The organism is Robertmurraya sp. FSL R5-0851, assembly GCF_038002965.1.
GTDB lineage: Bacteria > Bacillota > Bacilli > Bacillales > Cytobacillaceae > Robertmurraya_A > Robertmurraya_A beringensis.
The window spans coordinates 2,557,118-2,583,890 of sequence record NZ_JBBOOE010000001.1 but is presented as its reverse complement, the minus strand read 5'-3'; the positions used below and the strand labels follow the sequence as shown (position 1 = coordinate 2,583,890).

The 26,773-nt window shown below is 36.4% G+C and carries 29 protein-coding genes and 2 pseudogenes; 22 read left to right on the top strand and 9 right to left on the bottom strand.

Annotated features, from left to right (window positions below):
* Nucleotide 1 precedes the first annotated feature (1 nt).
* From MKX65_RS13180 to MKX65_RS13165, 5 genes and pseudogenes are all read left to right on the top strand, one after another.
* Complete coding sequence (locus tag MKX65_RS13180; protein WP_340903947.1) at nt 2-373, top strand: DUF6262 family protein; 372 nt, start codon at nt 2-4, stop codon at nt 371-373.
* An 828-nt stretch (nt 374-1,201) separates the two neighbouring features.
* Nucleotides 1,202-2,023 carry a hypothetical protein gene (locus MKX65_RS13175; protein ID WP_340903946.1) on the top strand — a complete coding sequence of 274 codons (822 nt, stop codon included), beginning with the start codon at nt 1,202-1,204 and terminating at the stop codon, nt 2,021-2,023.
* A 94-nt stretch (nt 2,024-2,117) separates the two neighbouring features.
* On the top strand, nt 2,118-2,474 hold the full coding sequence (locus MKX65_RS27105) for a DUF4181 domain-containing protein (RefSeq protein ID WP_445677916.1): 357 nt from the start codon (nt 2,118-2,120) through the stop codon (nt 2,472-2,474).
* Between the two features lie 791 nt (nt 2,475-3,265).
* Nucleotides 3,266-4,434 (top strand): annotated as a pseudogene (locus tag MKX65_RS13170) (IS3 family transposase); the annotation flags it as partial.
* Nucleotides 4,435-4,632: 198 nt separating this feature from the next.
* The gene (locus MKX65_RS13165) at nt 4,633-5,322 is read left to right on the top strand and encodes a hypothetical protein (protein ID WP_160546845.1); all 690 of its coding nucleotides are present in this window, start codon (nt 4,633-4,635) and stop codon (nt 5,320-5,322) included.
* 34 nt (nt 5,323-5,356) lie between these two features.
* Here MKX65_RS13165 and MKX65_RS13160 read toward each other — a convergent pair whose 3' ends face one another.
* Complete coding sequence (locus tag MKX65_RS13160; RefSeq protein ID WP_340903944.1) at nt 5,357-5,647, bottom strand: transposase; 291 nt, start codon at nt 5,645-5,647, stop codon at nt 5,357-5,359.
* Nucleotides 5,648-5,786: 139 nt separating this feature from the next.
* On the opposite strand from MKX65_RS13160, the gene MKX65_RS13155 reads away from it, so the two are divergent.
* Together MKX65_RS13155 and MKX65_RS13150 are read left to right on the top strand one after the other, a co-directional pair.
* Nucleotides 5,787-5,936 (top strand): hypothetical protein, encoded by a 150-nt coding sequence (locus MKX65_RS13155; RefSeq protein WP_340903943.1) that lies wholly within the window; start codon nt 5,787-5,789, stop codon nt 5,934-5,936.
* Between the two features lie 125 nt (nt 5,937-6,061).
* Nucleotides 6,062-6,667, top strand: coding sequence for a dienelactone hydrolase family protein (locus tag MKX65_RS13150; protein ID WP_340903941.1), 606 nt, complete (start codon nt 6,062-6,064; stop codon nt 6,665-6,667).
* Between the two features lie 42 nt (nt 6,668-6,709).
* Here MKX65_RS13150 and MKX65_RS13145 read toward each other — a convergent pair whose 3' ends face one another.
* Nucleotides 6,710-6,970, bottom strand: coding sequence for a hypothetical protein (locus MKX65_RS13145; protein WP_340903939.1), 261 nt, complete (start codon nt 6,968-6,970; stop codon nt 6,710-6,712).
* 107 nt (nt 6,971-7,077) lie between these two features.
* Nucleotides 7,078-8,499: a sigma-54 interaction domain-containing protein gene (locus MKX65_RS13140; protein ID WP_340903938.1), complete on the bottom strand. Its 1,422-nt coding sequence runs from the start codon at nt 8,497-8,499 to the stop codon at nt 7,078-7,080.
* A 212-nt stretch (nt 8,500-8,711) separates the two neighbouring features.
* Between MKX65_RS13140 and pruA the strand changes: the two genes are divergently transcribed.
* From pruA to MKX65_RS13095, 9 genes and pseudogenes are all read left to right on the top strand, one after another.
* On the top strand, nt 8,712-10,256 hold the full coding sequence (gene pruA, locus MKX65_RS13135; protein ID WP_340903937.1) for an L-glutamate gamma-semialdehyde dehydrogenase: 1,545 nt from the start codon (nt 8,712-8,714) through the stop codon (nt 10,254-10,256).
* 17 nt (nt 10,257-10,273) lie between these two features.
* On the top strand, nt 10,274-11,479 hold the full coding sequence (locus MKX65_RS13130; protein WP_340903936.1) for an ornithine--oxo-acid transaminase: 1,206 nt from the start codon (nt 10,274-10,276) through the stop codon (nt 11,477-11,479).
* 46 nt (nt 11,480-11,525) lie between these two features.
* Nucleotides 11,526-12,818, top strand: coding sequence for a Glu/Leu/Phe/Val family dehydrogenase (locus tag MKX65_RS13125; protein ID WP_340903935.1), 1,293 nt, complete (start codon nt 11,526-11,528; stop codon nt 12,816-12,818).
* 338 nt (nt 12,819-13,156) lie between these two features.
* A pseudogene (locus tag MKX65_RS13120) lies at nt 13,157-13,948 on the top strand (amino acid permease); the annotation flags it as partial.
* Nucleotides 13,949-14,086: 138 nt separating this feature from the next.
* Complete coding sequence (locus tag MKX65_RS13115) at nt 14,087-14,410, top strand: MEDS domain-containing protein (RefSeq protein WP_160546833.1); 324 nt, start codon at nt 14,087-14,089, stop codon at nt 14,408-14,410.
* 198 nt (nt 14,411-14,608) lie between these two features.
* Nucleotides 14,609-15,751 carry an ATP-binding protein gene (locus MKX65_RS13110; RefSeq protein WP_340903933.1) on the top strand — a complete coding sequence of 381 codons (1,143 nt, stop codon included), beginning with the start codon at nt 14,609-14,611 and terminating at the stop codon, nt 15,749-15,751.
* A 30-nt stretch (nt 15,752-15,781) separates the two neighbouring features.
* Nucleotides 15,782-16,315 (top strand): DinB family protein, encoded by a 534-nt coding sequence (locus MKX65_RS13105; RefSeq protein ID WP_160546831.1) that lies wholly within the window; start codon nt 15,782-15,784, stop codon nt 16,313-16,315.
* A gap of 98 nt (nt 16,316-16,413) precedes the next feature.
* Entirely contained in the window at nt 16,414-16,998 is a 585-nt protein-coding gene (locus MKX65_RS13100; RefSeq protein ID WP_160546830.1) for a CBO0543 family protein, read from the top strand.
* 178 nt (nt 16,999-17,176) lie between these two features.
* Entirely contained in the window at nt 17,177-17,917 is a 741-nt protein-coding gene (locus MKX65_RS13095) for a TerC family protein (protein WP_160546829.1), read from the top strand.
* 56 nt (nt 17,918-17,973) lie between these two features.
* Here the strand turns inward: MKX65_RS13095 and MKX65_RS13090 are convergent, their stop codons facing one another.
* Complete coding sequence (locus tag MKX65_RS13090) at nt 17,974-18,279, bottom strand: DUF5634 family protein (protein WP_160546827.1); 306 nt, start codon at nt 18,277-18,279, stop codon at nt 17,974-17,976.
* Nucleotides 18,280-18,446: 167 nt separating this feature from the next.
* Here MKX65_RS13090 and MKX65_RS13085 point away from each other — a divergent pair, with 167 nt between their 5' ends.
* Nucleotides 18,447-19,454 (top strand): DUF3231 family protein, encoded by a 1,008-nt coding sequence (locus tag MKX65_RS13085; protein ID WP_160546826.1) that lies wholly within the window; start codon nt 18,447-18,449, stop codon nt 19,452-19,454.
* 72 nt (nt 19,455-19,526) lie between these two features.
* On the opposite strand, the gene MKX65_RS13080 is transcribed toward MKX65_RS13085, so the two are convergent.
* From MKX65_RS13080 to MKX65_RS13065, 4 genes are all read right to left on the bottom strand, one after another.
* Complete coding sequence (locus tag MKX65_RS13080; protein ID WP_340906250.1) at nt 19,527-20,693, bottom strand: chromate transporter; 1,167 nt, start codon at nt 20,691-20,693, stop codon at nt 19,527-19,529.
* Nucleotides 20,694-20,718: 25 nt separating this feature from the next.
* Nucleotides 20,719-21,027: a helix-turn-helix transcriptional regulator gene (locus MKX65_RS13075; RefSeq protein WP_160546823.1), complete on the bottom strand. Its 309-nt coding sequence runs from the start codon at nt 21,025-21,027 to the stop codon at nt 20,719-20,721.
* A 98-nt stretch (nt 21,028-21,125) separates the two neighbouring features.
* Nucleotides 21,126-22,028 (bottom strand): EamA family transporter, encoded by a 903-nt coding sequence (locus MKX65_RS13070; protein ID WP_160546822.1) that lies wholly within the window; start codon nt 22,026-22,028, stop codon nt 21,126-21,128.
* A gap of 171 nt (nt 22,029-22,199) precedes the next feature.
* Nucleotides 22,200-23,168 (bottom strand): zinc-binding dehydrogenase, encoded by a 969-nt coding sequence (locus MKX65_RS13065; RefSeq protein ID WP_160546820.1) that lies wholly within the window; start codon nt 23,166-23,168, stop codon nt 22,200-22,202.
* Nucleotides 23,169-23,384: 216 nt separating this feature from the next.
* On the opposite strand from MKX65_RS13065, the gene MKX65_RS13060 reads away from it, so the two are divergent.
* From MKX65_RS13060 to MKX65_RS13040, 5 genes are all read left to right on the top strand, one after another.
* Entirely contained in the window at nt 23,385-24,272 is an 888-nt protein-coding gene (locus MKX65_RS13060) for a TSUP family transporter (RefSeq protein ID WP_160546818.1), read from the top strand.
* A 149-nt stretch (nt 24,273-24,421) separates the two neighbouring features.
* Nucleotides 24,422-24,877 (top strand): Rrf2 family transcriptional regulator, encoded by a 456-nt coding sequence (locus MKX65_RS13055; protein WP_160546817.1) that lies wholly within the window; start codon nt 24,422-24,424, stop codon nt 24,875-24,877.
* On the top strand, nt 24,855-25,040 hold the full coding sequence (locus tag MKX65_RS13050; protein ID WP_160546815.1) for a DUF2292 domain-containing protein: 186 nt from the start codon (nt 24,855-24,857) through the stop codon (nt 25,038-25,040). Before MKX65_RS13055 ends, MKX65_RS13050 begins: the two co-directional genes overlap by 23 nt.
* A 183-nt stretch (nt 25,041-25,223) precedes the next feature.
* Nucleotides 25,224-25,388, top strand: coding sequence for a Fur-regulated basic protein FbpA (locus tag MKX65_RS13045; protein WP_160546814.1), 165 nt, complete (start codon nt 25,224-25,226; stop codon nt 25,386-25,388).
* Between the two features lie 120 nt (nt 25,389-25,508).
* Nucleotides 25,509-26,111: a DUF6944 family repetitive protein gene (locus MKX65_RS13040; RefSeq protein ID WP_160546812.1), complete on the top strand. Its 603-nt coding sequence runs from the start codon at nt 25,509-25,511 to the stop codon at nt 26,109-26,111.
* An 18-nt stretch (nt 26,112-26,129) separates the two neighbouring features.
* Here the strand turns inward: MKX65_RS13040 and MKX65_RS13035 are convergent, their stop codons facing one another.
* On the bottom strand, nt 26,130-26,735 hold the full coding sequence (locus tag MKX65_RS13035) for a LysE family translocator (RefSeq protein ID WP_160546811.1): 606 nt from the start codon (nt 26,733-26,735) through the stop codon (nt 26,130-26,132).
* Between the last annotated feature and the right edge of the window lie 38 nt (nt 26,736-26,773).

Genomic DNA, 26,773 nt, shown 5'->3' with positions numbered 1-26,773 from the left:
TATGGATTCATATGACAGAAAGAAACACCTAAAACAAATCCATGAAAATAGAAAAGTTATTACTACGAATAAAGTAGATGAAGCTATAAAGAGGCTCGTGAGAGCCAATAAAATTATTAATTTCAATAGCGTTGCAAATGAGGCAGGAGTAGCAAAAGCAACTTTATACAACAATATATTACTTCGGGAACGAATTGAAACACTTCGTTCTCAACAGATTCAAAGTCCTTCTAAAATAAAAGAAATGAATGACAATAATAAGGACGCTATTATAGAATCTCTAAAAAGAAAACTTAAGAGATTAGAACAGGAAAACAAGGTGTTACGTGACCAATTAAAGGTTGCATATGCTGAAGTTTACAAAAAAATTTAGTGAACTATCAATTACGGATTTTCTTTAAATAATAACCCTCAAGAAGACGGGGAGTGTAGTAACCCCCCCGTTCTCTTAAATAGTTCACTTCAAAATTTCCTTGGAGTTCACTATTGGCACCCACCTTTTCCACTCCCAAAATATCTTCTTTCGGATATTAAAAAAACTTTTTAGTCTATGAGGGTTTGAAAAAGCCACACATTATTAAATTGGTTGTACATAGTTATACAATCATTTTTGTACATTCTAAATGTAGCATTTGTATAAACCAAATTTTATCGCACATTATAGTTCGTCCAAATTAAACCTATAGTTTTTTACCATTAAAACCCAATAATGTGTCTCTATATGTTCAACCGAATTTACCCTTGTGAACGTTAATTTGTATGAAACAGTCTCTGAAATACACTCTTTAATGGAAATGATACGTACTCAGGTCATTTGACATGAACCCTTTACCTACAAGATACTCCTTCAAAACAAGCTCTAACTCTAGTGAGGAACAAACTAGTAACGGAATACACAAAAGCTGAGGTATGCATTTAATGAATATATTAATGCATATATTGGCTACTTTAAATATTTGGTTATCTACTGAATCCACCTTCATTAAGCCAGCTAATTACAATCAAACTTATATCTTCGAGTTCTAGAAAAAAATTTTTCTTCTAAGATAGAAGTCTATGTCATAATTTTGCCATAAATTTGGAAGTGTATTAGTTGAAATGTTCCGAATGTTCTTTATAATGGTACTTAGGGGGTGGTTAATGGGAATATTTGGTTGAAAGAATTAAATATAATATCAATTATTAGGAGGAGATTTTATTCATGAAGAAGAAAAAAAGAAGTATTAGGTTTTTAGTATGTCTCTTAGTTGTATCCTTGTTATTTAATGTTTCTTTACCTGTTTTCGCTGAAGAAGGTAGCACAACACTACCATTAGAAAATAAGGATATTTCTAAAGAAGAAAAGCAAGTTCTTAAAGATGCAATTGACAACCCAGTATATGTGAATGAGAAAAGATTATCTAAGAAAAATAGAGACATAGTTAAAAAGTTCACTAAAAATCCAGATGAATATTTGGTTGAGGCTACTATAATAAATGATCAGCCTGTATTATTATATAACACTTCAGATGTTGATGTTAAAATCGCAAACACCGATGGTATAGTTGAAGTTATTGAGAGAAAAAACGAAAACACTTTTACCATTAACGATGTAACACATACACTCAATTATGAAGAAGTTTCAGAGGAATTAAATACATCATCTTCTTCTCTAGAAGGTACTACAATGGCTGCTTCTTCAGGTTGGGTTGCTGGTTCAAATCCTGGTGGAACTTGGTATGTTAACACCACAAGTTGGCACAACGTTCACGCCTCAAATGCTTTTGGCTCTTATACTGTCGGGGCTCTTGCAACTCTAATTTCATACTTTGTGAATCCGCTAGTTGGAGTTGTCACTGGTATTGCATCAATTCTCATTGGATCTATGTATAGTAATACAAGTGTTGCAAAAGTATATAAAACCACTTATACACATCAATATCCTATCTATAGGAGAGATCATTTTCAAGTTTATGCGGTATACAACGGGAATAACATATTCCTAGGAACTGAAAATAAATACTATTATCGTTCATTTGGATAACATTATATAATCTTTTTACCTCTAAACTGTTATTTTAGAGGTAAAAAGATCATAAAATAATAATTAAGACACAAATTTTGGGAGTGGATACCAAGTGAGTCAATATGTATTCTTAGTGTTAATTTTATTTAGTTTTGGAATATGTTATTTTGCTTTAAAAAACATCTTTAAAATTCATCAAAAAAAAGGTAAATACGTACATCTTAACAAAATACACAAAGTAACTGAAATTGTAATCATTTCATTAATACTAGTATTCACTTTTCTATTTAGTTTTGTCTTTAGATATAATGTCGGAGTCCATTATTTTATTGGAGCTTTATCAGTACTTTTTGCTTTCAGGGGATATATGGAGTGGAAGTACAATAAATTAGAGAAGCAATATATTTTTAGTATTTTAACGAGTATTACTTTCATAATTTCATTTATAGGAATAGAACTTCTTTCCTAATATGTACCTTCCCCTCTATAGAATCACCTTGATTTTCTAGTTAAGAACCCATTCCCTTACAAAGGAGCACCGCAGATTTCAATCAATCTGCAGTGCTCCTACATCTAATAATAGCCCATCAAGTTTAGAGTCCCAGAAAAGACTAGGTATATAGTTTCAATTACGGTATCGAGTTGCAGAAAGGCTAAATCTAAATAAACAGGTATAAATAATTATTCAATTTATAATAATAGTGCTTCTCACTAACGGCTTTCATTAATGCATAACTCCTCATGCTCAGTTTGTGATCCATCTGCATTACCTAGACTTGGATGATGTGTTAATTTCAACAATTGTTTGCTTACACATTCATGTTATAAATTGAGTCGTTCTATTATCAGTTTTTGTAAAGAGGTTAACGAATAATTTCATAATAGGTACAACTTTACAATTTAAAAATCAATTTGGCACCCCGCTGATAACTTTTTCACGTTACACCCTGTAATGAGCATTTGCCTCCCATTAAAATTGTGTTCAGCTAGTTTTGCTTATGGAAAGATGGCGACCAGTTTATACCGATAGGTATAATGTAATTTGGAACAACTTTACACATTAAATCCTGAATGCATTTTTTCAAATATCTAGACAATTAATTCAAAAGATAATGAGAAGAAGTTCGTTAAATTCGTAATACAAGGAAGGTGGTTTGTTAAAGAATAAAGAAAAAAGCTAATTAACATATTAGATATGTCTAATATGTTAATTAGCTTTTTATTGTTGAATTTTTTAATTATAAGTATTGATAATTTTAACTAGACGTACTAAATTTTATGGCTCATTCGGGTACGTCATTAATGGATACCGCCGCGACCTTCATGCTTCCTGCTTTTTCAATGGTTTATAAGTGGAAGAAGAAATTCGAAGAAGGTGGATTGGATGCCCTTGAACCAAAGAAAAAGGGGCGTCCATCTATGTCTAAAGAAAAGTTGTCAAAATCAACGAAACAAACACCAGCTGAAGGCTCTGTTGAAGCACTAAAAGCGGAAGTAGAACGTTTACGCATGGAAAATGCATATTTAAAAAAGTTGAATGCCTTAGTTCAAAACAAGGAAAAATCACCAAACAAGACAAAGCACAAGTAGTCTATGAATTAAGGCATGAGTTTCCGGTGAAAGAATTAGTAAAGTTAGCAGGGTTCCCACGTAGCACCTACTATCACTTAGTAAAACAAATGAATTGCCCCGATCCAGATGCCGATTTAAAGAATACAATTAAGGCAATCTATGACGAACATGAAGGTCGTTATGGTTATCGTCGTATTCGTGATGAATTAGGAAATCGTGGGCAGAAAGTAAATCATAAAAAAGTGCAACGAATTATGAGAGAATTAGGATTAAAATGCCTGGTACGTATTAAAAAATACAGATCTTACAAGGGAACAGTTGGTAAAATTGCGCCTAATATTTTGGATCGTCAGTTCAAAGCAGATTGTCCAAATGAGAAATGGGTTACGGATATTACGGAGTTTAAATTATTTGGTGAAAAGCTTTATATGTCACCTGTACTAGATTTATATAATGGAGAAATTATTACGTATACAACTGGATCTAGACCTACCTATTCACTTGTGTCAGACATGTTGGATAAAGCCTTGGAACGCTTACCAGAAGACCACCAGCTTCTCATGCATTCGGATCAAGGCTGGCATTATCAAATGAAACAGTATCGTCATGTCCTTAAAGAAAAAAAGATTACACAAAGCATGTCACGTAAAGGAAACTGTTACGACAATTCTGTGATGGAGAATTTCTTCGGCATTATGAAATCAGAGTTCCTCTACCTAAAGGAATTTGAAAGTGTCGAACATTTTAAGGTAGAACTAGAGAAATATATCCATTACTATAACAACAAACGGATTAAGGCAAAATTAAAAGGCATGAGTCCGGTACAATACCGAATTCATGCCCAACGAGCTGCCTAATGAAATAACCGTGTCTAACTTTTAGGGGTCACTTCATTCAGGGTGGCTTTTTTTATTTTTACTGATCTAGCTATCTTTTATCAGAACAGGGTCTAACCCTATTTTGAATCCATAAATTAATGGGGGCATTTTTTTCATTTAGGCATATGATGAAATGGTCAATTAATAAATAGATAACATGAGTAGGAGGTTGTATCTATGTACAACTACGGTAACCCGTATTACTATGCCTATAATTATCAACCAGTCCAACCTTATTATTATTATTTCGAAGATCCATCTGTTTCTGCTTTAAGACAACCAGTCGATTTAGGGAGAAGATGGGAAGTTGAAGAAGGTGGTTGGAGAGCTGTTTGGACAAGACGTGGAAACAGCAATGTGTTTGATGGTAGATGGACGAGAGCCGGACAAACGCCAATTACTGCTGTATTGAGAATGACTGTGGACGGCAATTTCGTCTGTATTTCAAGAAGAAATAGTAGCGACGGAAACAATTGTCAGTATGTAGGCAGAATTGAAGGGAACAGAGTTGTAGGTAGCAATGTATGTAACAGAGGCGGCGGGTCTTGGAGCGGTACGATTTTAAGAGGAGGTGCAGAACCAGATTTAGGCAGAAGATGGGAAGTAGAAGAAGGTGGCTGGAGAGGAGTTTGGACACGACGAGGAAATAGCAATGTATTTGATGGTAGATGGACTAGACAAGGGGCAACTCCAGTTACAGCCGTGTTAAGAATGCAACAACAAGGAAACCAGGTTCGAATTGAACGTAGAAATAGCAGCGATGGAAACAACTGTACCTACACAGGTAGAATAGAAGGACGAAGAGCATCTGGAAACTTCACATGTGACCAAGGTGGAGGAAATTGGAGTGCTACAATCACTGGATAATGAAATGGAGAAGGGCTACTGATTAGTAGTCCTTTTAGTTGTCTCTTCCCTTTAACTGTGGGATAAGGATGTAGAGCAAATAGATCCCTAAATAACCACCGGTCAGTAAGAAGAGAGGGTTAAGGAAAATTCCATGAATATTGGTCATAAATACGGACTCATCTTTGATAATGTCATAAATTGCAAAGGCAGAAATATTGCCAAATATAAGGGAGCTAATGAGAGCGGCTAGATGAAAAAAGTTTTGGGTGTTTTTCCATTTCTTTTGTAGGATTACCATCAATAAAGGCAATGCCGCACTGGTTAAAAGTAAAAAAAGTTTCATTAATATCCCTCCATATTACCTAATTCTAATTAATATTACTCTTTCCCTTACAAGAAATTTACCCACTTTTAATAATAAAATCACTCTAATAAAACATACTAATTTTAGTATGAAACTTAATGGAAGGAGAATTCATATAATGAAAAAAACAAACGAATCCTCTAATAATGAACCTACCATTGCACCTGGAATGAACACGCAAGAGGAACTTGATCGAGACGCTACAAATAAGGATTTGGAAAGAGGAGAAGTAACACACGTAACAAGAGTGGAAGTAGATCCGATGTAAGGGTTGCGAAGGCAATCCTTTTTTTGTGTAAAGATGTGCTCTAATTTGCTAAAATGGATTAATAAGGATGATGGGAAAACTATGTGGATCCCAATAATTGTGGTGAAACAAGTAGGAGTGGTAAATTGAATAAGTCTGACAAACTCATCATTGTAATCCATGAGATATATGGAGTTAACCAACATATTAAGACATACTGTAATCATTTTGCCAAGTTGGGTTATGAGGTTTTTTGCCCTAATCTTTTAAATAAAGAACAACCCTTTCCCTATGACCAAGAAGAAACAGCATATCAGTATTTTACAAATGAAATCGGTTTTTTAAAGGCAAGAGACAAGATTAATATAATAATAAAAGAAAATAGGGAAAAGTATAAAAAAATTTACCTTGTCGGATTTAGTGTAGGAGCAACCATTTCTTGGCTTTGCAGTAATGTTAATGATGTTGATGGGGTAATTGGTTATTATGGGTCGAGAATTAGAAATTACATGAATGTCTATCCAAAATGTCCTGTATTACTATTTTTTCCTGAAAAAGAAGAAGCTTTTGATGTAGATGATATAAACCCTAAATTAATAGAAAAGAACGTAGAAGTATACAAATTCGAAGGAAAGCATGGATTTAGTGATCGCTTCTCTATGAAATATAATAAACATTCTGCCGAAGCAGCATTTCAAATTGTGGTAGATTTTTTAGAAAGTCTAGACGTGCGCCATATACCAATCAATTGAACGGTCAAAAACACAGTGGAGAGGGATAATCTCCACTGTGTTTTATTCTGAAAATGTAATCGGTGACCCCGTTGACGTGTGTTGATTCATCCATTCTAGAGAGACTTTTGAGACCGTGTGCCAATCAGGTATTTCTGATTTGTGTTGCTCGACCCAACTCATGCAGAATTGTGAGTCAATGCCGTTTTCTTCACATTGTTGTAAAAATGATTGGATACTGGATTCCGTACAATTTTCGAAAGAGCCACAGGTGGTTTGAAAAATCTTCTCCATTTTCATTTGTAGTGCATTTTCCTCGACCATTATTATTCCTCCCATCGATATTTGTTTGCCAACTTAAGTATCTCCATATGTGAAAAAATTATTTTCGATAACAGAATTTCTTAATACAACGATTCCAATTTCTGTATTCAATTTGATTCAATATTTAACTTTTTCATTCGGTACTGTAGACTTTGTCGACTGAGTCCAAGTAGGTTGGCTGACTTAGAAATGTTAAAGTCGTTTTTCTTTAGAACATGTTCGATATATGATCGTTCAAATAATTCCATTTGGTCTTTTAGTGGGACGGTAACATCATTGCTCTCTTTAATAAAATGGTCCACTGTTGATAAAGGGATCATCATTTCTTTCATTTGCATTTTGCTTCGATATTGGAAAGGTAAATGAGCGTATTGAATCTCTTCTTCATCCATAATAATGTTCATGGCAGCCTCAATGATATGTTCAAGTTCTCGAACATTTCCGAGCCAATCATATTCCATGAACGACCTCGTAACTTCTTCAGATAAACCCTTCACGTTCATTTGGAAACGATTATTGTATTTTTCAATAAAATGCTTAACTAAGAGGGGAATATCTTCCTTTCGATCCCTTAACGGTGGAACAAAGAGCGTGACAACTCCCAGTCGATAATACAAGTCTTTTCGTAAATGATCATTGGCAATCGCATCAATGGGGTCTTCATTAATATTGGCAATGACTCTCACATCTACCGAAGTATCTTTTGTATCACCTACACGACGTATCATTTTTTCCTGTAAAACACGTAATAATTTAGCTTGAAGATTTAGATTTAAGGAGTTGATTTCATCCAGTAATAAGGTACCGCCATTTGCTTGTTCAAATAACCCTGGTGAGTCAACAGCACCTGTAAATGCTCCGCGCTTGGTTCCAAATAATAGACTTTCAATTAAATTGTCGGGTAGGGCTGCGCAGTTTTGTGAAATAAAAGGAGCCGAAAACCGGTTGCTAGCATTATGAATGCTTTGTGCAAACAGCTCCTTTCCCGTTCCGGTTTCACCAACAATTAACACATAAGAAGAGGTTCGTGCAGCCCGTTTGGCAAATTCAATGACTTCCTTAATCGCAGGACTATTGCCGATAATATGATCAAACGTAAAACGAGTCGTCCCTTTTATATTCATATTTCCTTTCATAAGGCGTTCTAGTTTCGTAACATCATTGGCAATTTCAACGGCTCCTTGAATTTCACCATCTTTAAAAATAGGAAATGTATTATTGATCGTTGTAATTTCTCGACCTTTATTGTTGAAGTACGTTTGTTTGACATTCGTGGTCTCTTTGCCTTCTTGAAGTGCTTGTACTAGAGTACTAGATTGATCGTCTTTAAACATAAACACATCTAGTAGATTTTTATCAATGACATCATGTAAATCCATTGATTCCATCTGCATCATTTTTTTGTTATAAATAATGGTCTTTCCGGTTTCATCCACGGCGTGAACGCCAACCTCTACCTCGTCCAAAATTCTCTCATATAATTTATTAACATATTGAAGATACGATAATGATTTCTTTGAATTCTCCATGAGCGTTCTCCCTTGATTTAGTCTCATTACCAACTATTTAATCAAAACAAACTTCATAACGCAAAATATTTTTTGCTATTTGTGACAAAAAATCGAAAATGGTGCAAAAAATCATTGCGTCTTCTTTAAGAGAAACCTTTATATGACGCAAAAATAAGAGTTGGCACGAAACTTGCATTAAACATGTTGAAGAATCAAAAGGGGGAAAAAGAATGAAACCTTATACACATGAACCATTTACCAATTTTTCGATTGAAAAGAATAAAAAAGACTTTCAAGAAGCACTAGCTTATGTTCAAACACAAATTGGAAAAGACTATCCTGTGATTATTGGAGAAGAAGAAATTACAACAGAAGAGAAAATCGTTTCAATTAATCCAGCGAATAAGGAAGAGATGATAGGGACCGTATCGATGGCCAATCAAGAGCTAGCGGAGAAAGCAATGCAAGCTGCTCTGACAGCATTTGAAAGCTGGAAAAAGTGGAAACCTGAGCATCGTGCAAACATATTATTCCGTGCTGCTGCCATCATGCGCCGACGTAAACATGAATTTTCTAGTTATCTAGTAAAAGAAGCAGGTAAACCATGGAACGAAGCAGATGCGGACACAGCAGAAGCGATTGATTTTCTTGAGTATTACGCTCGTCAAATGCTGAAGTTGAAGAACGGAATGGATGTGCAAAGTCGTGACGGTGAGTACAATCAATTTCACTATATTCCACTTGGAGTAGGAGTCATTATTTCACCGTTTAATTTTCCGCTTGCCATTATGGCAGGAACGACGGTTGCAGCCATTGTCACAGGAAATACGGTGTTATTAAAACCAGCTAATTCAACACCAGTCATTGCGGCAAAATTTGTAGAGTTAATGTATGAGGCGGGATTACCTAAGGGAGTATTGAATTACGTACCTGGTAGTGGTGCGCAAATCGGAGATTATCTTGTTGATCATCCGAAAACTCGCTTTGTTTCGTTCACGGGTTCTCGTGAAGTGGGTTGCCGGATCAACGAGCGTGCAGCCAAAGTTCATCCTGGACAAATTTGGATCAAACGTGTAATTGCTGAAATGGGTGGAAAAGACACGGTGGTCGTAGATAACGATGCGGATCTAGATCTAGCAGCAGCTTCAATTGTTTACTCCGCATTTGGATTTTCAGGACAAAAATGCTCTGCAGGATCACGAGCAGTCGTCCACCAAGATGTGTATGAAGAAGTGCTTGAAAAAGCTGTTTCCTTAACAAATCAGCTGACTGTAGGGAATCCAGAATTACTAGAAACTTACATGGGACCTGTTATTGATGAAAAAGCATATAAAAAAATCATGGAGTATATTGAAATTGGCAAACAAGAGGGCATGTTAATGGCTGGTGGTGAAGGAGACGATTCTAAAGGATTCTTCATTAAGCCAACCATATTTGCCGATGTAGATGAAAGAGCACGCTTAATGCAAGAAGAAATCTTTGGGCCTGTTCTAGCATTCTGTAAAGCTCGAGATTTTGACCATATGTTGGAGATAGCGAATAACACGGATTATGGACTAACGGGTGCCCTCATTTCCAACAACAGAGAGCATATTGAGAAAGCTAGAGAAGAATTTCATGTTGGAAATCTTTACTTCAACCGTACGTGTACAGGTGCTATCGTTGGCTATCAACCGTTTGGAGGCTTTAATATGTCAGGAACCGACTCTAAAGCTGGTGGCCCTGATTATTTACTATTGCATATGCAAGCAAAAACAACTTCAGAAACTCTATAAAACAAGGAGGCAACACAATGAATCAAACAACTTCAAAAACTACTAATATTATTGCACAAACTCAAAAATTTGGAGCAAACAACTATCATCCGCTACCAATCGTGATTGAAAAGGCAGAAGGTGTATGGGTGGAAAATCCGGAAGGCGATCGTTTTATGGATATGCTGAGTGCTTACTCAGCAGTGAATCAAGGGCATCGTCATCCGAAAATCATTCAAGCTCTAAAGACTCAAGCAGATAAAGTCACACTAACGTCACGTGCCTTCCATAATGATCAGTTAGGTCCTTGGTACGAAAAAATTTGTAAGATAACCAAAAAAGACATGGCACTTCCAATGAACACAGGGGCAGAAGCGGTGGAAACAGCTCTAAAAGCAGCACGTCGCTGGGGGTACGATGTAAAAGGGATTGTAGAGAATCAAGCAGAAATCATCGCTTGTACAGGCAACTTTCATGGGAGAACTCTTGGGGCAGTATCCTTATCATCAGACCCTGAATATAAGCGTGGCTTCGGTCCACTTTTACCAGGGATTACGTTAATTCCTTACGGTGATTTAGAAGCTCTAAGAGGAGCGATCACGCCAAATACGGCCGCTTTCTTAATGGAACCGATCCAAGGAGAAGCTGGAATTCTATTACCACCAGAAGGGTTCTTAAAGGCTGCTTCTGACTTATGTAAAGAACATAATGTATTGTTTATTGCAGACGAAATTCAGGTAGGCTTAGCGCGTACAGGGAAAATGTTTGCATGTGATTGGGAGGAAGTAGATCCAGATATTCTTATTTTAGGAAAAGCACTTGGTGGCGGAGTATTCCCAATCTCTTGTGTGGTCGCAAACTCTGATGTACTTGGAGTATTCAACCCAGGTTCACACGGATCTACATTTGGAGGAAATCCTCTAGCTTGTGCTGTGTCGCTTGCTTCTCTTGAAGTAATTGAGGAAGAAAAACTAGCTGAGCGTTCTCTAGAATTAGGAGAGTATTTCCTAAATCAACTAAAAACAATCAACAATCAGAAGATAAAAGAAATTAGAGGAAAAGGGTTGTTTATCGGTGTAGAACTTACTGAGGCTGCTAGACCATATTGTGAGCAACTAAAGGAAGCTGGTTTATTGTGTAAAGAAACCCATGAAACGGTGATTCGTTTTGCACCACCATTAATCATAACAAAGGAAGAAATCGATTGGGCGTTTGAAAAAATTCAAAACGTGTTAGGTTCTTAATTGTTAATCGGTAACCAATATTACTAATTCGACGAGGGGTAGAATGATGCCTAATAATACTGTGGTAAATGCGATCGAAAAGGATCATCAAAAGGAACAAGAATCTCTTAACTTGTTTTACTCAACGCAAACGGTTATTCAAAAAGCCTTAAATAAGCTAGGGTATACTCACGAAATGTATGAATTGTTAAAAGATCCAATCAGAATGCTAACGGTTCGTATTCCGGTCCGAATGGATGATGGGACGGTTCAAATTTTCACTGGTTATCGTTCGCAGCACAATGATGCCGTGGGACCGACAAAGGGTGGCGTACGTTTCCATCCGGAAGTAGATGAGGAAGAGGTAAAGGCCTTATCGATCTGGATGAGCTTGAAATGTGGGATTACGGATCTTCCATATGGAGGCGGAAAAGGTGGCATTATTTGTGATCCACGAAAGATGTCCTTTAGAGAACTTGAGAGATTAAGTCGTGGATATGTTCGGGCAATCAGCCAAATTGTTGGACCAACAAAGGATATTCCAGCACCAGATGTGTACACGAATTCACAAATTATGGCGTGGATGATGGATGAGTATAGCCGTTTGCGAGAGTTTGATTCTCCCGGTTTTATCACAGGAAAACCAATCGTATTAGGCGGATCTAAGGGCAGAGAAACTGCAACTGCCCGAGGAGTAACGATTTGCGTCGAAGAAGCGGTAAAGAAAAAAGGCTTTGAATTACAAGGAGCAAGAGTGGTTATTCAAGGGTTTGGAAATGCGGGAAGCTATTTAGCAAAATTTATGCACGATGCCGGGGCGAAGGTGATCGCTGTTTCAGATGTATATGGCGGAGTTCACGATCCAAATGGGCTCGATATCGATTATCTTTTAGACCGACGCGATAGTTTCGGAACCTTTTCTAAAATTTTTGAACACACGATAAGTAATTCAGAGCTATTAGAGCTTGACTGTGACATTTTAGTCCCTGCTGCCATTTCAAATCAAATTACCGCACTAAATGCAGCCAATATTAAAGCGAAAATTGTGGTCGAAGCTGCTAATGGTCCAACCACCCTTGAAGCAACAACCATTTTAACAGAACGAGGAGTATTATTAGTGCCAGATATTTTGGCAAGTGCCGGAGGAGTTACGGTTTCTTACTTTGAATGGGTGCAAAATAATCAAGGCTATTATTGGTCAGAGGAAGAGGTCGATGACAAACTATCTAGAGTAATGATTCATTCCTTTGAAAATATATATCAAACAGCTGCGCTTCACCGTGTAGATATGCGATTAGCAGCCTATATGGTAGGGATTAAAAAGGTGGCAGAAGCTGCTAGATTCCGAGGATGGGTATAAAGTGAGCTGTTGAACCAACATTACCGAATCCGATTAGAATTAAAAAACTCTTTCCGAGAAAAGGGAAAGAGTTTTTTGCATCTCATATGCAAAATTAACGCTCATATGCCAAATCTGTTTGCAGAATATGTTTGAAAAAAGTTCATAAATATACTTTTCAATTTGGCATGAAATTTGCATCACTAAGAATGTAATCGCATACTTACATGGGGAAAAGGGGGATAAAATGAATATTCCGGAAAACAACACTTCACATGAGTTAAAAAGAACAATGAAGACTCGTCACTTATTTATGATCTCATTAGGAGGGGTAATAGGATCAGGTTTGTTTTTAGGATCTGGCTGCCGTGAACTTTTCCTTTCAGGGTACAGAATTGATTGGGATAGCTGCAGGAGAAAGTGAAAACCCAGAGAAAACAATTCCAAAATCTATCAAGCAAACGGTTTGGAGAACTCTTGTATTCTTTGTACTAGCGATCTTTGTGGTTGCTGGATTAATTCCGATGGAAAAAGCCGGAGTGATTGAGAGTCCGTTTGTTGTTGTATTTGATAGTATTGGAATTCCATTTGCTGCTGATATTATGAATTTTGTTATTCTTACAGCCTTGTTATCGGTTGGGAATTCAGGATTATATGCAGCTACTCGTATGCTGTATGCGATGTCAAAAGTAAAAATGGCCAGTCCTGTTTTGACAAAAGTAAACAAAAATGGTGTACCAATGAATGCCTTGATTTTAACCATGGGAATTTCTCTTTTGTCACTACTTTCAGGATTTTTTGCAGCGGAAACCGTGTTTGTATGGCTGCTTTCAATTGCTGGACTCGGTGCACAAGTCGGTTGGATTTCAATTACGGCATCTCAGATTGCTTTCCGTAGAAAATTTATTCGGGATGGTGGTAAGTTGGAGGATTTGAAATTCAAAACACCGTTTTTTCCAGTGCTTCCACTGATTGCGCTTACATTAAATGTTATTGTCCTTGCTAGTTTAGCATTTGACTCTGAGCAACGATTAGCTCTTTATTTTGGCGTTCCGTTTGTTGTTGCTTGCTACTTGATTTATCACTTCAAAATAAAAGCACAACATGAACACAAAGAAGAAGCAAATTACCAAATACGAAAAGTACAATAAACATACAAAACAAGAAAGCTTTATGACCTCTATGGATATAAAGCTTTTTTTAGTTAGTTTGTACTATTCATAATATTAGAAATGAAAAAATCCACTCATTGCATTATACTTAACTTACTACGTATAGGTGAGGTATTTATGGAAAATAAAATTGTACCTTTAACGAATTTGATAGACTTAAAAAATCATGGTCATATATTGTATACATACAATAAGCTTGATAATTATATTGAAAATGCCATCTCATATATCGTATCGGGGATTGAACAAGGTCATCACATCATTTTTATCGAAAGTAATGATACCTATGAAAAAATGAAAGGCATATTAAGAGGGATGTTGACGCAGGATGCTCTTGACTGTATCCATTTTCTTGATAACTATGAGTTTTATCGACTTTATGATGATTTTCATTGTGACTTAATTGTCAGTCATTTTTCAGATGTTATTAGTCATTTTTAAGAAAATCATATTACCGTTAGAACGTGGGCCAATGTTTGTTGGAATGATGAAAGGGAAATTGAGTTGAAACTTGAGAGTTTCGAAAAAACCGCTGATCAATGTGTTCGACATTCCAATCTCATATCGGTTTGTGCTTATAACGGGAACAAAATAACCGCCACTCTCCAAAATAGCATGCTAAAATCCCACGAGTATATTATGACCGATCATGAATTAGTGAAATCTTATTTTTATAAAAATAATTCCGTTCATTTACCTTTGTTAACTATCGCAAAAGAAACCCAACTAGAAGAAAAATTAATTGCAACAAAGCATCAGTTACAGTCTTTTATCTTTCAAAATTTAGATCCTGTTGTCATCATTGATAAGTGGGACAAAGTCATTACAGTAAACGCAGCATTTCACTCAACCTTTGGATTCACCGCAATTGAAGTGTTGGGTCTAGATGCTAGCGAACTTCCTATCCTACCAGATGATAGAAAATTCGAAGTGATACTTAATAGAAGTTTTACTGTTCTTGGTGAAAAGGTGAAAGGGTATGAAACGATAAGAAAAACAAAGGATGGCAAAGTGCTTCAGGTACACTTGTCTTGTTTCCCATTGCTTGATGAAAAAAATGAGTTAGATGGCTGGGCTGTAATCATACGGGATATTACCGAAAGAAAGCAAGCTCAGGAGTTGTTAATTAAGTCAGAAAAATTGTCTATTGCTGGTGAGCTAGCTGCCGGCATTGCTCATGAGATTCGAAATCCAATTACTTCGGTGAAAGGATTCCTTCAATTGATGCAATCAAGTAACTTTGAAAAGCAGATTTATTATGACATTATGTCTTCTGAAATTACACGAATAGAGCAAATTCTTAGTGAACTTCTTATGTTAGCAAAACCACAAGCCGTTCATTTTGCACGTAAAGATGTAATGGTACTTATTCGAGATGTAGTTACGTTACTAGGACCTCAAGCAACGCTCAATAATGTTCAAATCATCACGGATCTAAAAACAGAATTAACACAGATTATGTGTGAAGAAAATCAAATCAAACAGGTTTGCATCAATTTTATTAAAAATGCGATAGATGCAATGCCTGATGGAGGAAACTTAACCATACAACTGATTTCTAGTAAAACACAGGAGTTAATCATTCGTTTTATAGACGAAGGAAACGGAATTCCAGATGAACTAATTTCAAAGCTTGGTCAACCATTTTATACGACGAAGGAGAAAGGGACGGGTCTTGGGTTCATGGTGAGTAAAAGGATTGTAGAGAATCATCAAGGGACAGTCAACATTTGTAGTGAGGTAGGGAAAGGTACTACCATTGAAGTGAAATTGCCGAACTAAAATACTTGTAACATTGAAAGGAGAACAAGAATGAAACAAATGCTAAAGTCAACTGAATATGCATCTTATTATTCCAGGTATGTAGACTTGGTTCCTGAGGGAGATTTGACTAGTATCTTATTGCAACAAATGAACGAAACAGTGGATATTCTTAAGGGTTTAACTGAGCAACAGGCCCATTTTTCTTATGGAGTAGGAAAGTGGAGTATCAAAGAAGTGATCGGACATATTACGGATACTGAACGAATCATGGGATATAGGCTATTATCTTTTGCACGTGGCGAAAAAGCTGAACTACCAGGCTATGATGATAATGAATACGTAAGAAATGCTTACTTCAATTCTCTATTCCTACAAGATTTACTTGAAAACTTTGAAATCACTCGGGAATCTACGTTACAGTTAATAAAAAGCCTTCCAAAAGAAGCATACATACGTAGAGGAAAAGCTAATGGATCAGAGGTTTCTGTTCGTGCAATAGTATGCATTATTGCAGGTCATGAATTACATCACCGTAAACTTATTGAGGAGTACTATATTGGTTCGAAGGAATTTCCTGAATAATGAGTGCGTAAAAAATTTATAATTCGTGTTTCTTTGGATATGATTGGTCGAAATGGGTAAGGATACAGTTATTATTGTATTTTTAAAGGATGATTAAATTGTCAAATACCCGTCTTGAACAATTCGACAAAGCCGTACAATTGAGAGAAGACTCAACCGATTTATTAATTCAGATTTGGAAAGAATATCATTTGTACTCTACATTGGAGTTCTGGATAATGGTATCGATACTTGTTGTTCCATTGTTAATATTATTTTTTAAAATTGATAAAAGTAAGATTTTTTTAATTGGATTTTATGGCTATAGTGTACACGTAATTCTTGCTTATGTTGATATTTATGGTATGAATGCAGGATATTGGCACTATCCTTTTCAGTTACTACCTTCCTTGCCAAGTTTATCAGTAGATGCCAGTATTGTCCCGGTAGTTTGTATGCTTATGTATCAATGGACGTTAAATCATAAGAAGAACTACTATTTATATGCTATATTAACGGCAGGTGGTTTTGCGCTTGTATTTAAACCATTACTTGTAGGACTTGGTTTATTTAAACTGTATGGAAAAGCTAATTATATTTATTTGTTTGTCGGGTACGTTTTAATCTTACTTACAGCAAAATTCATGACCAATGTATTTTTATGGGCTCAAAAAAGATATGGACCTTCAACTAAACAATATTGACCTTGCCTTTACAAAAAGTAAAGGTTTTTTTATGGAAAAGTGTGTAAGAGAAGGGATAAAGTACCTAAATGTAGAATTAGTTAAACTTGTGTTTCTGCAAACAATAAAAGAAGAGGAAAGGGAAGTTTATCATCCACTAGAAAAAGTACTGGAATTGTTAAATAGGGGGAATAAATAAATGGAAGTATCATTATTGTTACAATATGGTTGGGTTTTGCTTATTTTAATTGTGCTAGAAGGTTTATTATCTGCTGATAATGCCCTGGTCTTAGCGATTATGGCAAAGCATTTACCAGAAGACCAACAGAAAAAAGCGATAAATATCGGATTGCTTTTAGCATTCGTGTTTAGAATAGGGGCTATCTTCATCATTTCGTTTCTATTCCATGTGTGGCAAGTACAAGCCATTGGAGCAGCGTACTTAATTTATATTGCTTTAAAGCATTTGTTCACGAAGCACGAGCGTGAAAAGGACGCGAAAGGGAAAAGTTATCGTGCAACTGTAGCTTCCATCGCTTTAGCCGATATTGCCTTTGCAGTGGATTCTATTTTGGCTGCCGTTGCTCTTGTTCTTGCTTTACCAGACACACCGCTAGGAGATATTGGTGGAATGGATGCAGCTCAATTCATTGTTATCCTAATAGGTGCAATTGCAGGGTTAATTGTTATCCGATTTGCTGCAGCATTCTTTGTTAAGATCTTAACTGAACGTCCAAGTCTAGAGCGTGCTGCCATGCTATTAGTTGGTTGGGTAGGGATTAAACTCCTTATGCACACTCTTGCCCATCCATCTGTTCACATTATTTCACACGATTTTGTTGAAGGTCCAATTTGGAATACCATCTTCTGGTCTGTCATGTTATTAATCGCGCTTGGTGGTTGGTTCATGTCGGGTAAACAAAAAGCAGTTGGTCACTAATTTTAAGAGGTGCATGAATCCTACTGGATTTGTGCACCTTTTTCATTACTTATGTATTAGTGCAAGTGCTGTAAAGCATCCTCTATGCTCCCATATCCTTTTTTGTCATCAAATTTTGGTTCATCCGCTTCTATAGTCCATTCTTTATTAATAAGTGAAAATTGTCCATCTTGATTCATTTTATATGTTTGATGAAGCATATATGTTCCACCATTTTGGTTAATGGTATAGCCAATATAATATTCTCCATTTTGCCCTTGCTCTTCGAAAAGACCTATATCTTCTAACTTATAGGTATCCATTAACGTGTGAAAAGATTGTTGTAATGTGTTCATAATTTCCTCACGTGTACCATATTCCATCTTAATCATCCTTTCAGGGTGTATGTAAAATAAATCCTCTATCAGTAGTAATATCCTACAGAGTTAAATTTATTAGAAAAAAAGTGAAATTACGAACGTTTCCTTATAAAACCAATAAATGTTTGGAAAGCTAAAATAACTACACAACTTAAAGGGTGTTATATGGAATGGATGATAAGACAAAAATTCGGTTGACGGCCGCTGAAATGGCGATGTTATGGACTCAATATATTAACGACACAGCTTCCATTTGTGTAAATAGTTATTTTTTAGAAAAGGTAGAAGATATGGAAGTCAAAACCGTAATTGAATATGCTCTAAACGCTTCAAAACAAAATATCACCTTTTTAAAGGAGCTATTTACAAAAGAAAGCTTTCCCGTCCCGATGGGTTTTACTGAAAAAGATGTACACGTAAACGCACCGAGACTTTTCTCGGATACATATTTCTTAATGTACTTAAGAAATATGTCTGTCCTTGGGATGACGGCAGGAGGAGTTTCACTAGGTTTGGTCACTAGGCCAGAAGTGGTAACCTTTTTTAAAAGTGTTCTGAAAAAAGCAGTTGGCTTACAAGATTTAACACGAGATTTAATGCTAAAGCAAGGGACTTATGTCCGACCACCCTTTATTTCTACTCCAGATAAAGTTGATTTTATTGAAAGACAAAGCTTTTTAACTGGATTTTTAGGAGAAAAAAGGGCACTTTTGGCACAAGAAATTACGATGTTGTTTAATAATATCCAAACAAATGCCATAGGAAAAACGTTAATTACAGGTTTTGCTCAAACAGCTCAATCAAGAGAGGTAAAAGATTACTTTATAAGAGGAAAACGAATTGCGCAAAAGCATATCGATATTTTTAGTGACATTCTAAAAAAGGAAGATTTACCTGCCCCAATGACATGGGATACCGCTCTGTCGGATTCGACCATACCTGTTTTTTCAGAGAAACTAATGATGTTTCACGTTTCTGGTATGATTGCGGCTGGTATAGGAAATTATGGTGCATCCATGTCTGGGAGTCCTCGTAGAGATTTAGGGTTGAAATATGCATCCCTTATACCTGAGATCGCCCTCTATGCAGAGGATGGAGCGAATATTATGATCAAACATGGTTGGTTAGAGGAACCACCTCAATCGGACAATCGAGAGAAATTAATAAATGGGGAATAAAAAGACCAAATGTAGGAGGACGATACATTTGGTCTATTATTTGGTAGTATTCTTTACTACTTTTTTCAATCATTATATAAGTGTCATGAGTGATCCACCGATCACACCAGTTAGTACAATAATCCATGGAGGGAGCTTCCAGTATACGAGCATACTGAATAAAATCGCAGCAAAAGCAAAATCAATTGGTGCTAAAATGGAACTGGTCCAAATAGGTTGATAGAAGGCGGATATTAGAATGCCTACCACCGCCGCATTTACCCCCATTAATGCCCCTTTTATTTTAGGATTACGGCGTATAGTATCCCAGAAGGGTAGGGCTCCCAACACAAGAAGAAATGCAGGTAAGAAGATGGCAACTGTCGCTAATAACCCACCTTGCCAACCGCTTATGACTGTTCCTAAATAAGCAGCAAAGGTAAAGAGGGGACCAGGTACGGCTTGAGTAGCGCCATAACCAGCTAAAAATGCTTCTTCCATTAACATTCCAGTCGGAACAAATTCACGTTCTAGTAATGGTAATACTACATGTCCGCCACCGAAAACTAATGAACCTGATCGATAAAAACTATCAAATAAAGCTACCCAATGAAGTGATGTGGCCTCTCTTAAAATTGGTAGCAATAGTAAAAGGCTGAAAAATACTAATAAAGAAATGACTCCAAAACGCCGACTTATTGGAAAATTCATGTTTTGTTCATGTGTATCTGTTTGCTGTCTGTAAAGGAAAAATCCGAGAATCCCTGCAATGACAATCACTCCTACCTGAGTGAAGGCTGTTTGCCAAAGGAGTGTTACAATGAGAGCAAATAGTGCAATTGCTTTTCTTTTCATATCAGGAGTTAAATTGCTTGCCATACCTAAGATTGCATGGGCAACGACTACAACAGCAACAATTTTTAATCCGTGTATCCAACCCGCTTCACCTACTTCAAATCCACGAAGTAAAAGAGCAAATACCATAAGGGCAACAACCGACGGGAGAGTAAAACCGATAAATGAGACAATTCCTCCAAGAACTCCAGCTCTCATGACACCAATTCCAATCCCGACTTGGCTACTAGCTGGACCTGGGAGGAATTGACATAGTGCGACTAAATCAGCGTAACTTTTTTCATCTAACCACTTTCTTTTGCGAATATACTCATTGTGGAAATAACCTAAATGGGCAATTGGACCGCCAAAGGATGTTAATCCTAATTTGGTAGACACAATAAGAATTTCCAATAATGATTTCAGTTGATTCACCATATCACCTCAAAAGCTAATCTTTTATTTCTTTAAATAATTCATATGCCTTAATTCTAGCCTCATTTAAAATGTGAATGCCTTTATCGGTTGTTGAATAATACTTTCGTATTTTCCCTTCAACGTTTTTCTCTTTCTTTGATAACAATCCATCTTCTTCCATGGAGTGAAGAATAGGGTAGAGAGTACCAGAACTTATGTTGTAGCCATGTTCTTTTAGTTCCTCTAGCATCCACACACCAAAGATTGGTTTTTCCTTGGCATGATGCAAAATATGAATGTGAATAAAGCCTAGAAATAGTTTCCTCAATACCTTGTCTTCCAAAGATTCACCTCCAAATTACCAATATAGGAAACCGATATTGACTTTCGAAATCGATTATACCATTAATCCCTAGTATTTCTACTTATAACACACATTATTTACAAAACCTTTACATGGTTGGAGTGTTTTGTTGCTTGATAGGTTACGATTTGTGGATAAGCAATGCCTGACAAAATAATCAAAACACCTAACCATTGCACCCAGGTTACCTGTTCTTGAAGTACCCATACAGAAGCGATTACAGCTACTGGGAGTTCTCCAGCACTAAGGATACTAGCAAGAGCCGGACTTATCTTAGGGGCTCCTAGGGAAAAGAGAACTATGGGAATAACTGTTCCGAAGGCACCTAAAAGGAAGCTATAAAACCATATATCGTCTCCGAATGAAGAAAACAACACTTTAGGTGTGAAAATGGTTAGTAGTACTAATAAACCCCCAGTAGATATGTAGAAACTACGAGTAATTAAAGGGAGTTGAGTTTCCACTTTGCCACTTAATAATATAAATAAGGACATCATAAAAGCAGCAAGTAGACCAAAAATCATTCCTAATATATCTATTTCCTTGACATTGCCTCCAACCATTCCACCTGCTAAAATAGTGCCTGATATTAAGAAAATGAGAGATAGAAGAGTGGATTTAGATGGCCATTTTTTGGTTGCTATTGAATGAATCAATATTCCCATCCACGTGAATTGAAAAAGTAAAATGATCGCTATAGAGGCTGGAATAGTTTGTAAGGAATAGTAGTAAAAAACGCCAGTCAGTGCCGTGCAGGCGCCAACTGCCGCCAAACGTATAAACTGTTTCAAACTAACTTTTTGTCTAGAGAAAATAATCATTAGGATAAGCATAATTCCCCATCCAAATCCATATTGTCCGGCTGTTACTTCTCGAAAACTAAACCCTTCTTTGTAAGCCAATTTCACAATCGTTGACAAAATACCGAACGAACAGGCTCCTAGAAAAACATAAAATGAATATAAAACCAAGCGATACAAAATCTAACCCCTCCTAAAAATATAAAGAACCCATCTTTATTGTTTTAGTTTCCAGAAAACAATAAAAATGGGTTCTTTGAGTTAACAAAATTATACTTTTTACATAGGGAATATGACAAGGGAGTACTTCTATTTTTTAGAGTTTGAGGAAATAAGTTTTTATCATTCATATCAAACGGTGATCACGACTTTACCTTGAGCATGACCTTCTGAGAAATAATCGAAAGCATCAGTAATCTCACTTAATTTATATGTTCTATCGATAATTGGCTTCACTTGACCTGATTCCAGTAATTGTTTCACATAGATTAAGTCTTTTTGATTAGCTCTCTGAAGTATATTTCTAACTTTCTTCTTTCCTATGATCGATGTCCATGGTGCTTGTAGCATGGTTTGAAATAACTGTTCTCCTGATCCTCCGACGTGAAGAAAGATGCCATTTGGATTCAATGATCTCTTATAAACGGATAAGGGCTGGCTTCCATTTACACCTAAAATCAAGTCATACTTTTCCTGTGTTTGGGAGAAATTCTCTTTCTGATAATCGATGACATGGTCAGCACCAATTGAGAGTAAAATGTCTATATTTCTTGTGCTGCACACCCCTGTCACTTCAGCACCAAGGGATTTTGCGATTTGCACAGCAAATGTTCCGACACCACCAGATGCTCCATATATCAAAACTTTTTGTCCAGGTTGAATGTTCCCTTTATTCCGAAGTGCTTGCAAAGCAGTAACTGCAGCCATAGGAACCGCTGCTGCTTCCTCAAATGATATATTTTTCGGTTTTAGTGCAAGAGCATCTTCAGGAACACAAACATAATCTGCAAATCCACCCCAGCCGTATGCAGATAAATCACCGAACACCTCCTCACCTAGTTGAAATTGTTTTACTCCAGTGCCTATTGATTCAACTTCACCTGCAATATCGCCTCCAGGTATGGAGTATTTGGGTTTAAATAAACCAAAAGCCAATCGAGCCAAATACGGTTCGCCTTTTAAAAGGACGAGATTCCCATAATTAACGGAAGAGGCATGTATTTTCACTAACACTTCCTTTTCTTTAGGAATAGGTTTATCCACCTCTTTTAATGAAAGTGCTTCAGAATTCCCATACTTTGAACAAACAACTGCCTGCATGTAAATCCCTCCTAAATCAATCGATCTAAATAAAAATTCACCTAGTGTAAAGATATTCCATCAAGTAGGACTTAAAAACCGATTAGGTTCTTTTTAACAAACAAAAGATTGTTATTAAAAAATTTTAATTATTTTTTAAATTCCTAGTTTACAGGTAGGGATAATATGGATTATAGTATAGAAACAAAGTTACTTGAGAAGTTTGGAGGCTATGAAATGAAAAAGTTTATTGTATTTGCGTTTATTGGTTTATTTGCTCAACTAATAGACGGCGCATTAGGAATGGCGTACGGGGTGACATCCTCATCCATGTTACTTGCTTTTGGAATTGCACCAGCAGTTGCATCCGCATCGGTTCATTTAGCAGAAGTGGTAACAACAGCTGCATCTGGAGCTTCACACATTAAATTTGGGAATGTTGATAAGCAAACCGTAGTCAGACTCGTCATACCTGGATCAATTGGAGCATTTTTAGGTGCTACATTTTTGAGTAATATTCCTGGTGATCTTGCAAAACCCTATATTTCTATTTTTTTACTTGCCCTAGGGGTATATGTTTTAGCTAGATTCTTATTTATGTTTAAAGTTGGAGAACAGAAAAATAATATTGGATTATCAAGAAAAAAATCCATTCCACTAGGATTGATCGCAGGTTTTGCTGATGCAACTGGTGGAGGAGGCTGGGGTCCCATTGCAACGCCTGTTTTACTATCTCAAAAAGGAATCAGTGCACGTAAAGTAGTTGGTACAGTGGATACAAGTGAATTTGCCATTGCCGTATCTGCAACGCTTGGATTTTTAATCTCGCTTGGTTGGGAACAAGTAAATTGGTTATGGGTAGGAGCTTTAATGATTGGTGGATTAATTGCTGCACCGATTGCTGCCTGGTTAGTACAAAAAATCCATGCTCAATTAATGGGTGTACTTGTAGGCGGATTTATTATCCTAGTTAATTCTAGAACTCTTGTAACCACATGGATTGACCAAACAAGTGTTTATCCGTTTGTTTACACAGGTATTGCTGGTATTTGGATAGCTTCTATTGTATATATCGTAATAAAAATCAAAAATACAAATACGAATGCAAGTGAAGTATTAAATTAAGTCCGACCCCCCCTAAAGATCACAAAGTAATTCATTTTATATGCAAAAGTCGACTGATTTACTCAACAATTAATTTTTTATGTTAAAATGTTGACTAGAATACTCGACTTTTCGAATAACTGAATGAGGGGAAAATAGGGGGAAAACAAATGAAGGTTTCAAGTAAGGGAGAATATGCGCTAAGAGCATTACTTGTTCTTGGGGAACATCACGGAAGAGTAATATCGATTCAAGAAATTTCAGATAAAACTTTAGTTACTGTAAGTTACTTAGAACAAATTTTATTAAAGCTAAAAAAATTAGGGTATTTAGAAAGTAAAAGAGGGACAAATGGCGGATATATCCTAAAACGCGAGACAAGGGACATAAACATTGGTGAAGTCATTCGGGTGTTAGAGGGACCACTTTCTCCTATGGGATGTGCATCCATTACGAAATACGAACCCTGTCAATTAGAGCCTTCATGTCAACTGAAACCGCTCTGGTCGCTTGTAAGAGATACCATCGCGTATGTGTTGGATCAAGCAACTTTAGAGGATTTATTGGAGAATCGATTAACTTTGAACAAAGGGGATGATTTTCTTGCTTTCAAAAGGACAAATTGATGAGCAAGTACTAGAAAAAGTGAAGGTTTTACTCGAGAACCTAGAATATGGGACGGTTCAAATAACTGTACATGACTCTCAAGTGACTCAAATCGATAAAATAGAAAAACACCGTTTACCTTTACAAGCAAAAGGAAAAACACAACAAAAACATGCTAGATAACAAAAATAAATACATGCCGATCGGACAACCGAAGGCTCCTGTTAGTTAACAGTTCATGAACATGGACCGTTTCTAAGGGGGCTTTTTATTTTATCCAGAATATAAAAATTTCAGTTTGGTTTTCCAAAAGTACAGTAGTAAGACTTGTTGGTAAATGAATAAACTAAACTGGAGGTATAGAGGATGTCAAAACAATTAAGATCAGCAGTAGAAAAAAGAAAGAATTATTTAATTAATTACTTAATCAAAGCAGGAATCTACAAGAAGAACGAGCGACATTTGTTTGAGTTAACACTTACAGACTTAGAATTAGAGTATAAAAAGTGGAACCGAGATCGTAAAGAATAAGTGTGGACCTTCGTTTAGCGAAGGTCTATTTTTTATAAGTTCATTCGTTAGTGACTGGTCATGGGTAACACGCCTAAAAGAGTTGAATATAATTTAACATACAATATTAAGGAGTTTGTTATGGACGATCAGGTTAAAGAAATATTTGGAGCGGTAATAACCGCAATAGGGACAATACTTTCAGCGATAGCTAGTATACCTACACAGTCCACTAGAATCACAGAACTATACAAAAGCTTAGATATTGTTGGTAATACACTTCAAGGGACGGGCAATGCACTTCAAGCAGATGGGCAAATAACCCCCTCACTCGAGAAACTAGGTAATGAGATTCAAGCAATAGGAAACAGTACGGTTGTTGCTGGCCTTCTTTTGGATGTAGAAGAAGTAACGGAAGAAAAATTAGTGATCACGGGTAATTTATTACAAGCATTAGGGGGCGGTGTAGCATTAGGGGAGGAATTTGAGGACCCGTCCGCTCCTGGGCAAATTTACAATATATACGGGAACCTACTCCAATCTACAGGGAATTCGCTTCAAGCAATTGGAGGGTCTATTAACTTAAGAGATAAGGAAGAGTCTGAATCAGTATCTGAATCTAATTCAGATTCGCCTGGTGATATAATTATCTTTACTGGAAGTTGGATTCAAGCAGTTGGTTCAGTAATTTCGGTATTGGGTACTCTTCCGGAAGAAAGCAAACGGGGTGTTCCTTCTCCTTAACACCCCGTAAGTTCTTCTCTACCTACTTAAAAGAAGTAATTTTATCCCCAACCCAGCAAAAATCGTTCCCTTAAAGTAATTTATAATGTTAGATACCAAAGGGTTTCCACTCAACTTGTCCCTTAATCGGGAAGAGAATAATGACACAACAAAAAAGACAATAAAGGTTTCAATAATGAAGATCATCCCTAAGAAAAAGATTTGAAATGATTCATCACCTGTACCTATATGCACAAATTGTGGTAAAAAGGTCAAAAAGAAAATGGGCATTTTGGGGTTAGCGATATTGGTGATAAAACCTTTTCTAAAGAAGCCTTTTAGTTGTGCACCTTCTGGTTCTAATTGAGTTGGTTGACTTTTTTCACGAAAAGATTGAATGGCTAAGAATAGTAAATAAACAGCTCCTACATACTTAATTACTTCAAAGATAAATGGTGATTTTTGAACGATGATGGACAAGCCAAACGCAGCAAGCAAGGTATGAATAAAGGTTCCAGTTAAGGAACCTAAAATCGTACGGACTCCTGCTTTTATACCTGATGAAATACTTTGTGTAAGGACAAATATCATATCGGGACCAGGTATAAGAATGATAGATAGAGACATGCAAATGTAGAAAAACATCGTACTACTCCTTCAATTTTCTTTTTTACATATTAAAA

Excerpts from the sequence above, each read along its gene's own strand:
- pruA (WP_340903937.1), top strand. The coding sequence starts at position 8,712 with ATGAAACCTTATACACATGAACCATTTACCAATTTTTCGATTGAAAAG.
- MKX65_RS13180 (WP_340903947.1), top strand. The coding sequence starts at position 2 with ATGGATTCATATGACAGAAAGAAACACCTAAAACAAATCCATGAAAAT.
- MKX65_RS13165 (WP_160546845.1), top strand. The coding sequence starts at position 4,633 with ATGTACAACTACGGTAACCCGTATTACTATGCCTATAATTATCAACCA.
- MKX65_RS13040 (WP_160546812.1), top strand. The coding sequence starts at position 25,509 with ATGGACGATCAGGTTAAAGAAATATTTGGAGCGGTAATAACCGCAATA.
- MKX65_RS13090 (WP_160546827.1), bottom strand. The coding sequence starts at position 18,279 with ATGGAATATGGTACACGTGAGGAAATTATGAACACATTACAACAATCT.
- MKX65_RS13145 (WP_340903939.1), bottom strand. The coding sequence starts at position 6,970 with ATGGTCGAGGAAAATGCACTACAAATGAAAATGGAGAAGATTTTTCAA.
- MKX65_RS13155 (WP_340903943.1), top strand. The coding sequence starts at position 5,787 with ATGAAAAAAACAAACGAATCCTCTAATAATGAACCTACCATTGCACCT.
- MKX65_RS13140 (WP_340903938.1), bottom strand. The coding sequence starts at position 8,499 with ATGGAGAATTCAAAGAAATCATTATCGTATCTTCAATATGTTAATAAA.
- MKX65_RS13095 (WP_160546829.1), top strand. The coding sequence starts at position 17,177 with ATGGAAGTATCATTATTGTTACAATATGGTTGGGTTTTGCTTATTTTA.
- MKX65_RS13130 (WP_340903936.1), top strand. The coding sequence starts at position 10,274 with ATGAATCAAACAACTTCAAAAACTACTAATATTATTGCACAAACTCAA.
- MKX65_RS13055 (WP_160546817.1), top strand. The coding sequence starts at position 24,422 with ATGAAGGTTTCAAGTAAGGGAGAATATGCGCTAAGAGCATTACTTGTT.
- MKX65_RS13065 (WP_160546820.1), bottom strand. The coding sequence starts at position 23,168 with ATGCAGGCAGTTGTTTGTTCAAAGTATGGGAATTCTGAAGCACTTTCA.
- MKX65_RS13160 (WP_340903944.1), bottom strand. The coding sequence starts at position 5,647 with ATGAAACTTTTTTTACTTTTAACCAGTGCGGCATTGCCTTTATTGATG.
- MKX65_RS13060 (WP_160546818.1), top strand. The coding sequence starts at position 23,385 with ATGAAAAAGTTTATTGTATTTGCGTTTATTGGTTTATTTGCTCAACTA.
- MKX65_RS13125 (WP_340903935.1), top strand. The coding sequence starts at position 11,526 with ATGCCTAATAATACTGTGGTAAATGCGATCGAAAAGGATCATCAAAAG.
- MKX65_RS13085 (WP_160546826.1), top strand. The coding sequence starts at position 18,447 with ATGGATGATAAGACAAAAATTCGGTTGACGGCCGCTGAAATGGCGATG.
- MKX65_RS13105 (WP_160546831.1), top strand. The coding sequence starts at position 15,782 with ATGAAACAAATGCTAAAGTCAACTGAATATGCATCTTATTATTCCAGG.
- MKX65_RS13035 (WP_160546811.1), bottom strand. The coding sequence starts at position 26,735 with ATGTTTTTCTACATTTGCATGTCTCTATCTATCATTCTTATACCTGGT.
- MKX65_RS13045 (WP_160546814.1), top strand. The coding sequence starts at position 25,224 with ATGTCAAAACAATTAAGATCAGCAGTAGAAAAAAGAAAGAATTATTTA.
- MKX65_RS13175 (WP_340903946.1), top strand. The coding sequence starts at position 1,202 with ATGAAGAAGAAAAAAAGAAGTATTAGGTTTTTAGTATGTCTCTTAGTT.
- MKX65_RS13115 (WP_160546833.1), top strand. The coding sequence starts at position 14,087 with ATGGAAAATAAAATTGTACCTTTAACGAATTTGATAGACTTAAAAAAT.
- MKX65_RS13110 (WP_340903933.1), top strand. The coding sequence starts at position 14,609 with ATGACCGATCATGAATTAGTGAAATCTTATTTTTATAAAAATAATTCC.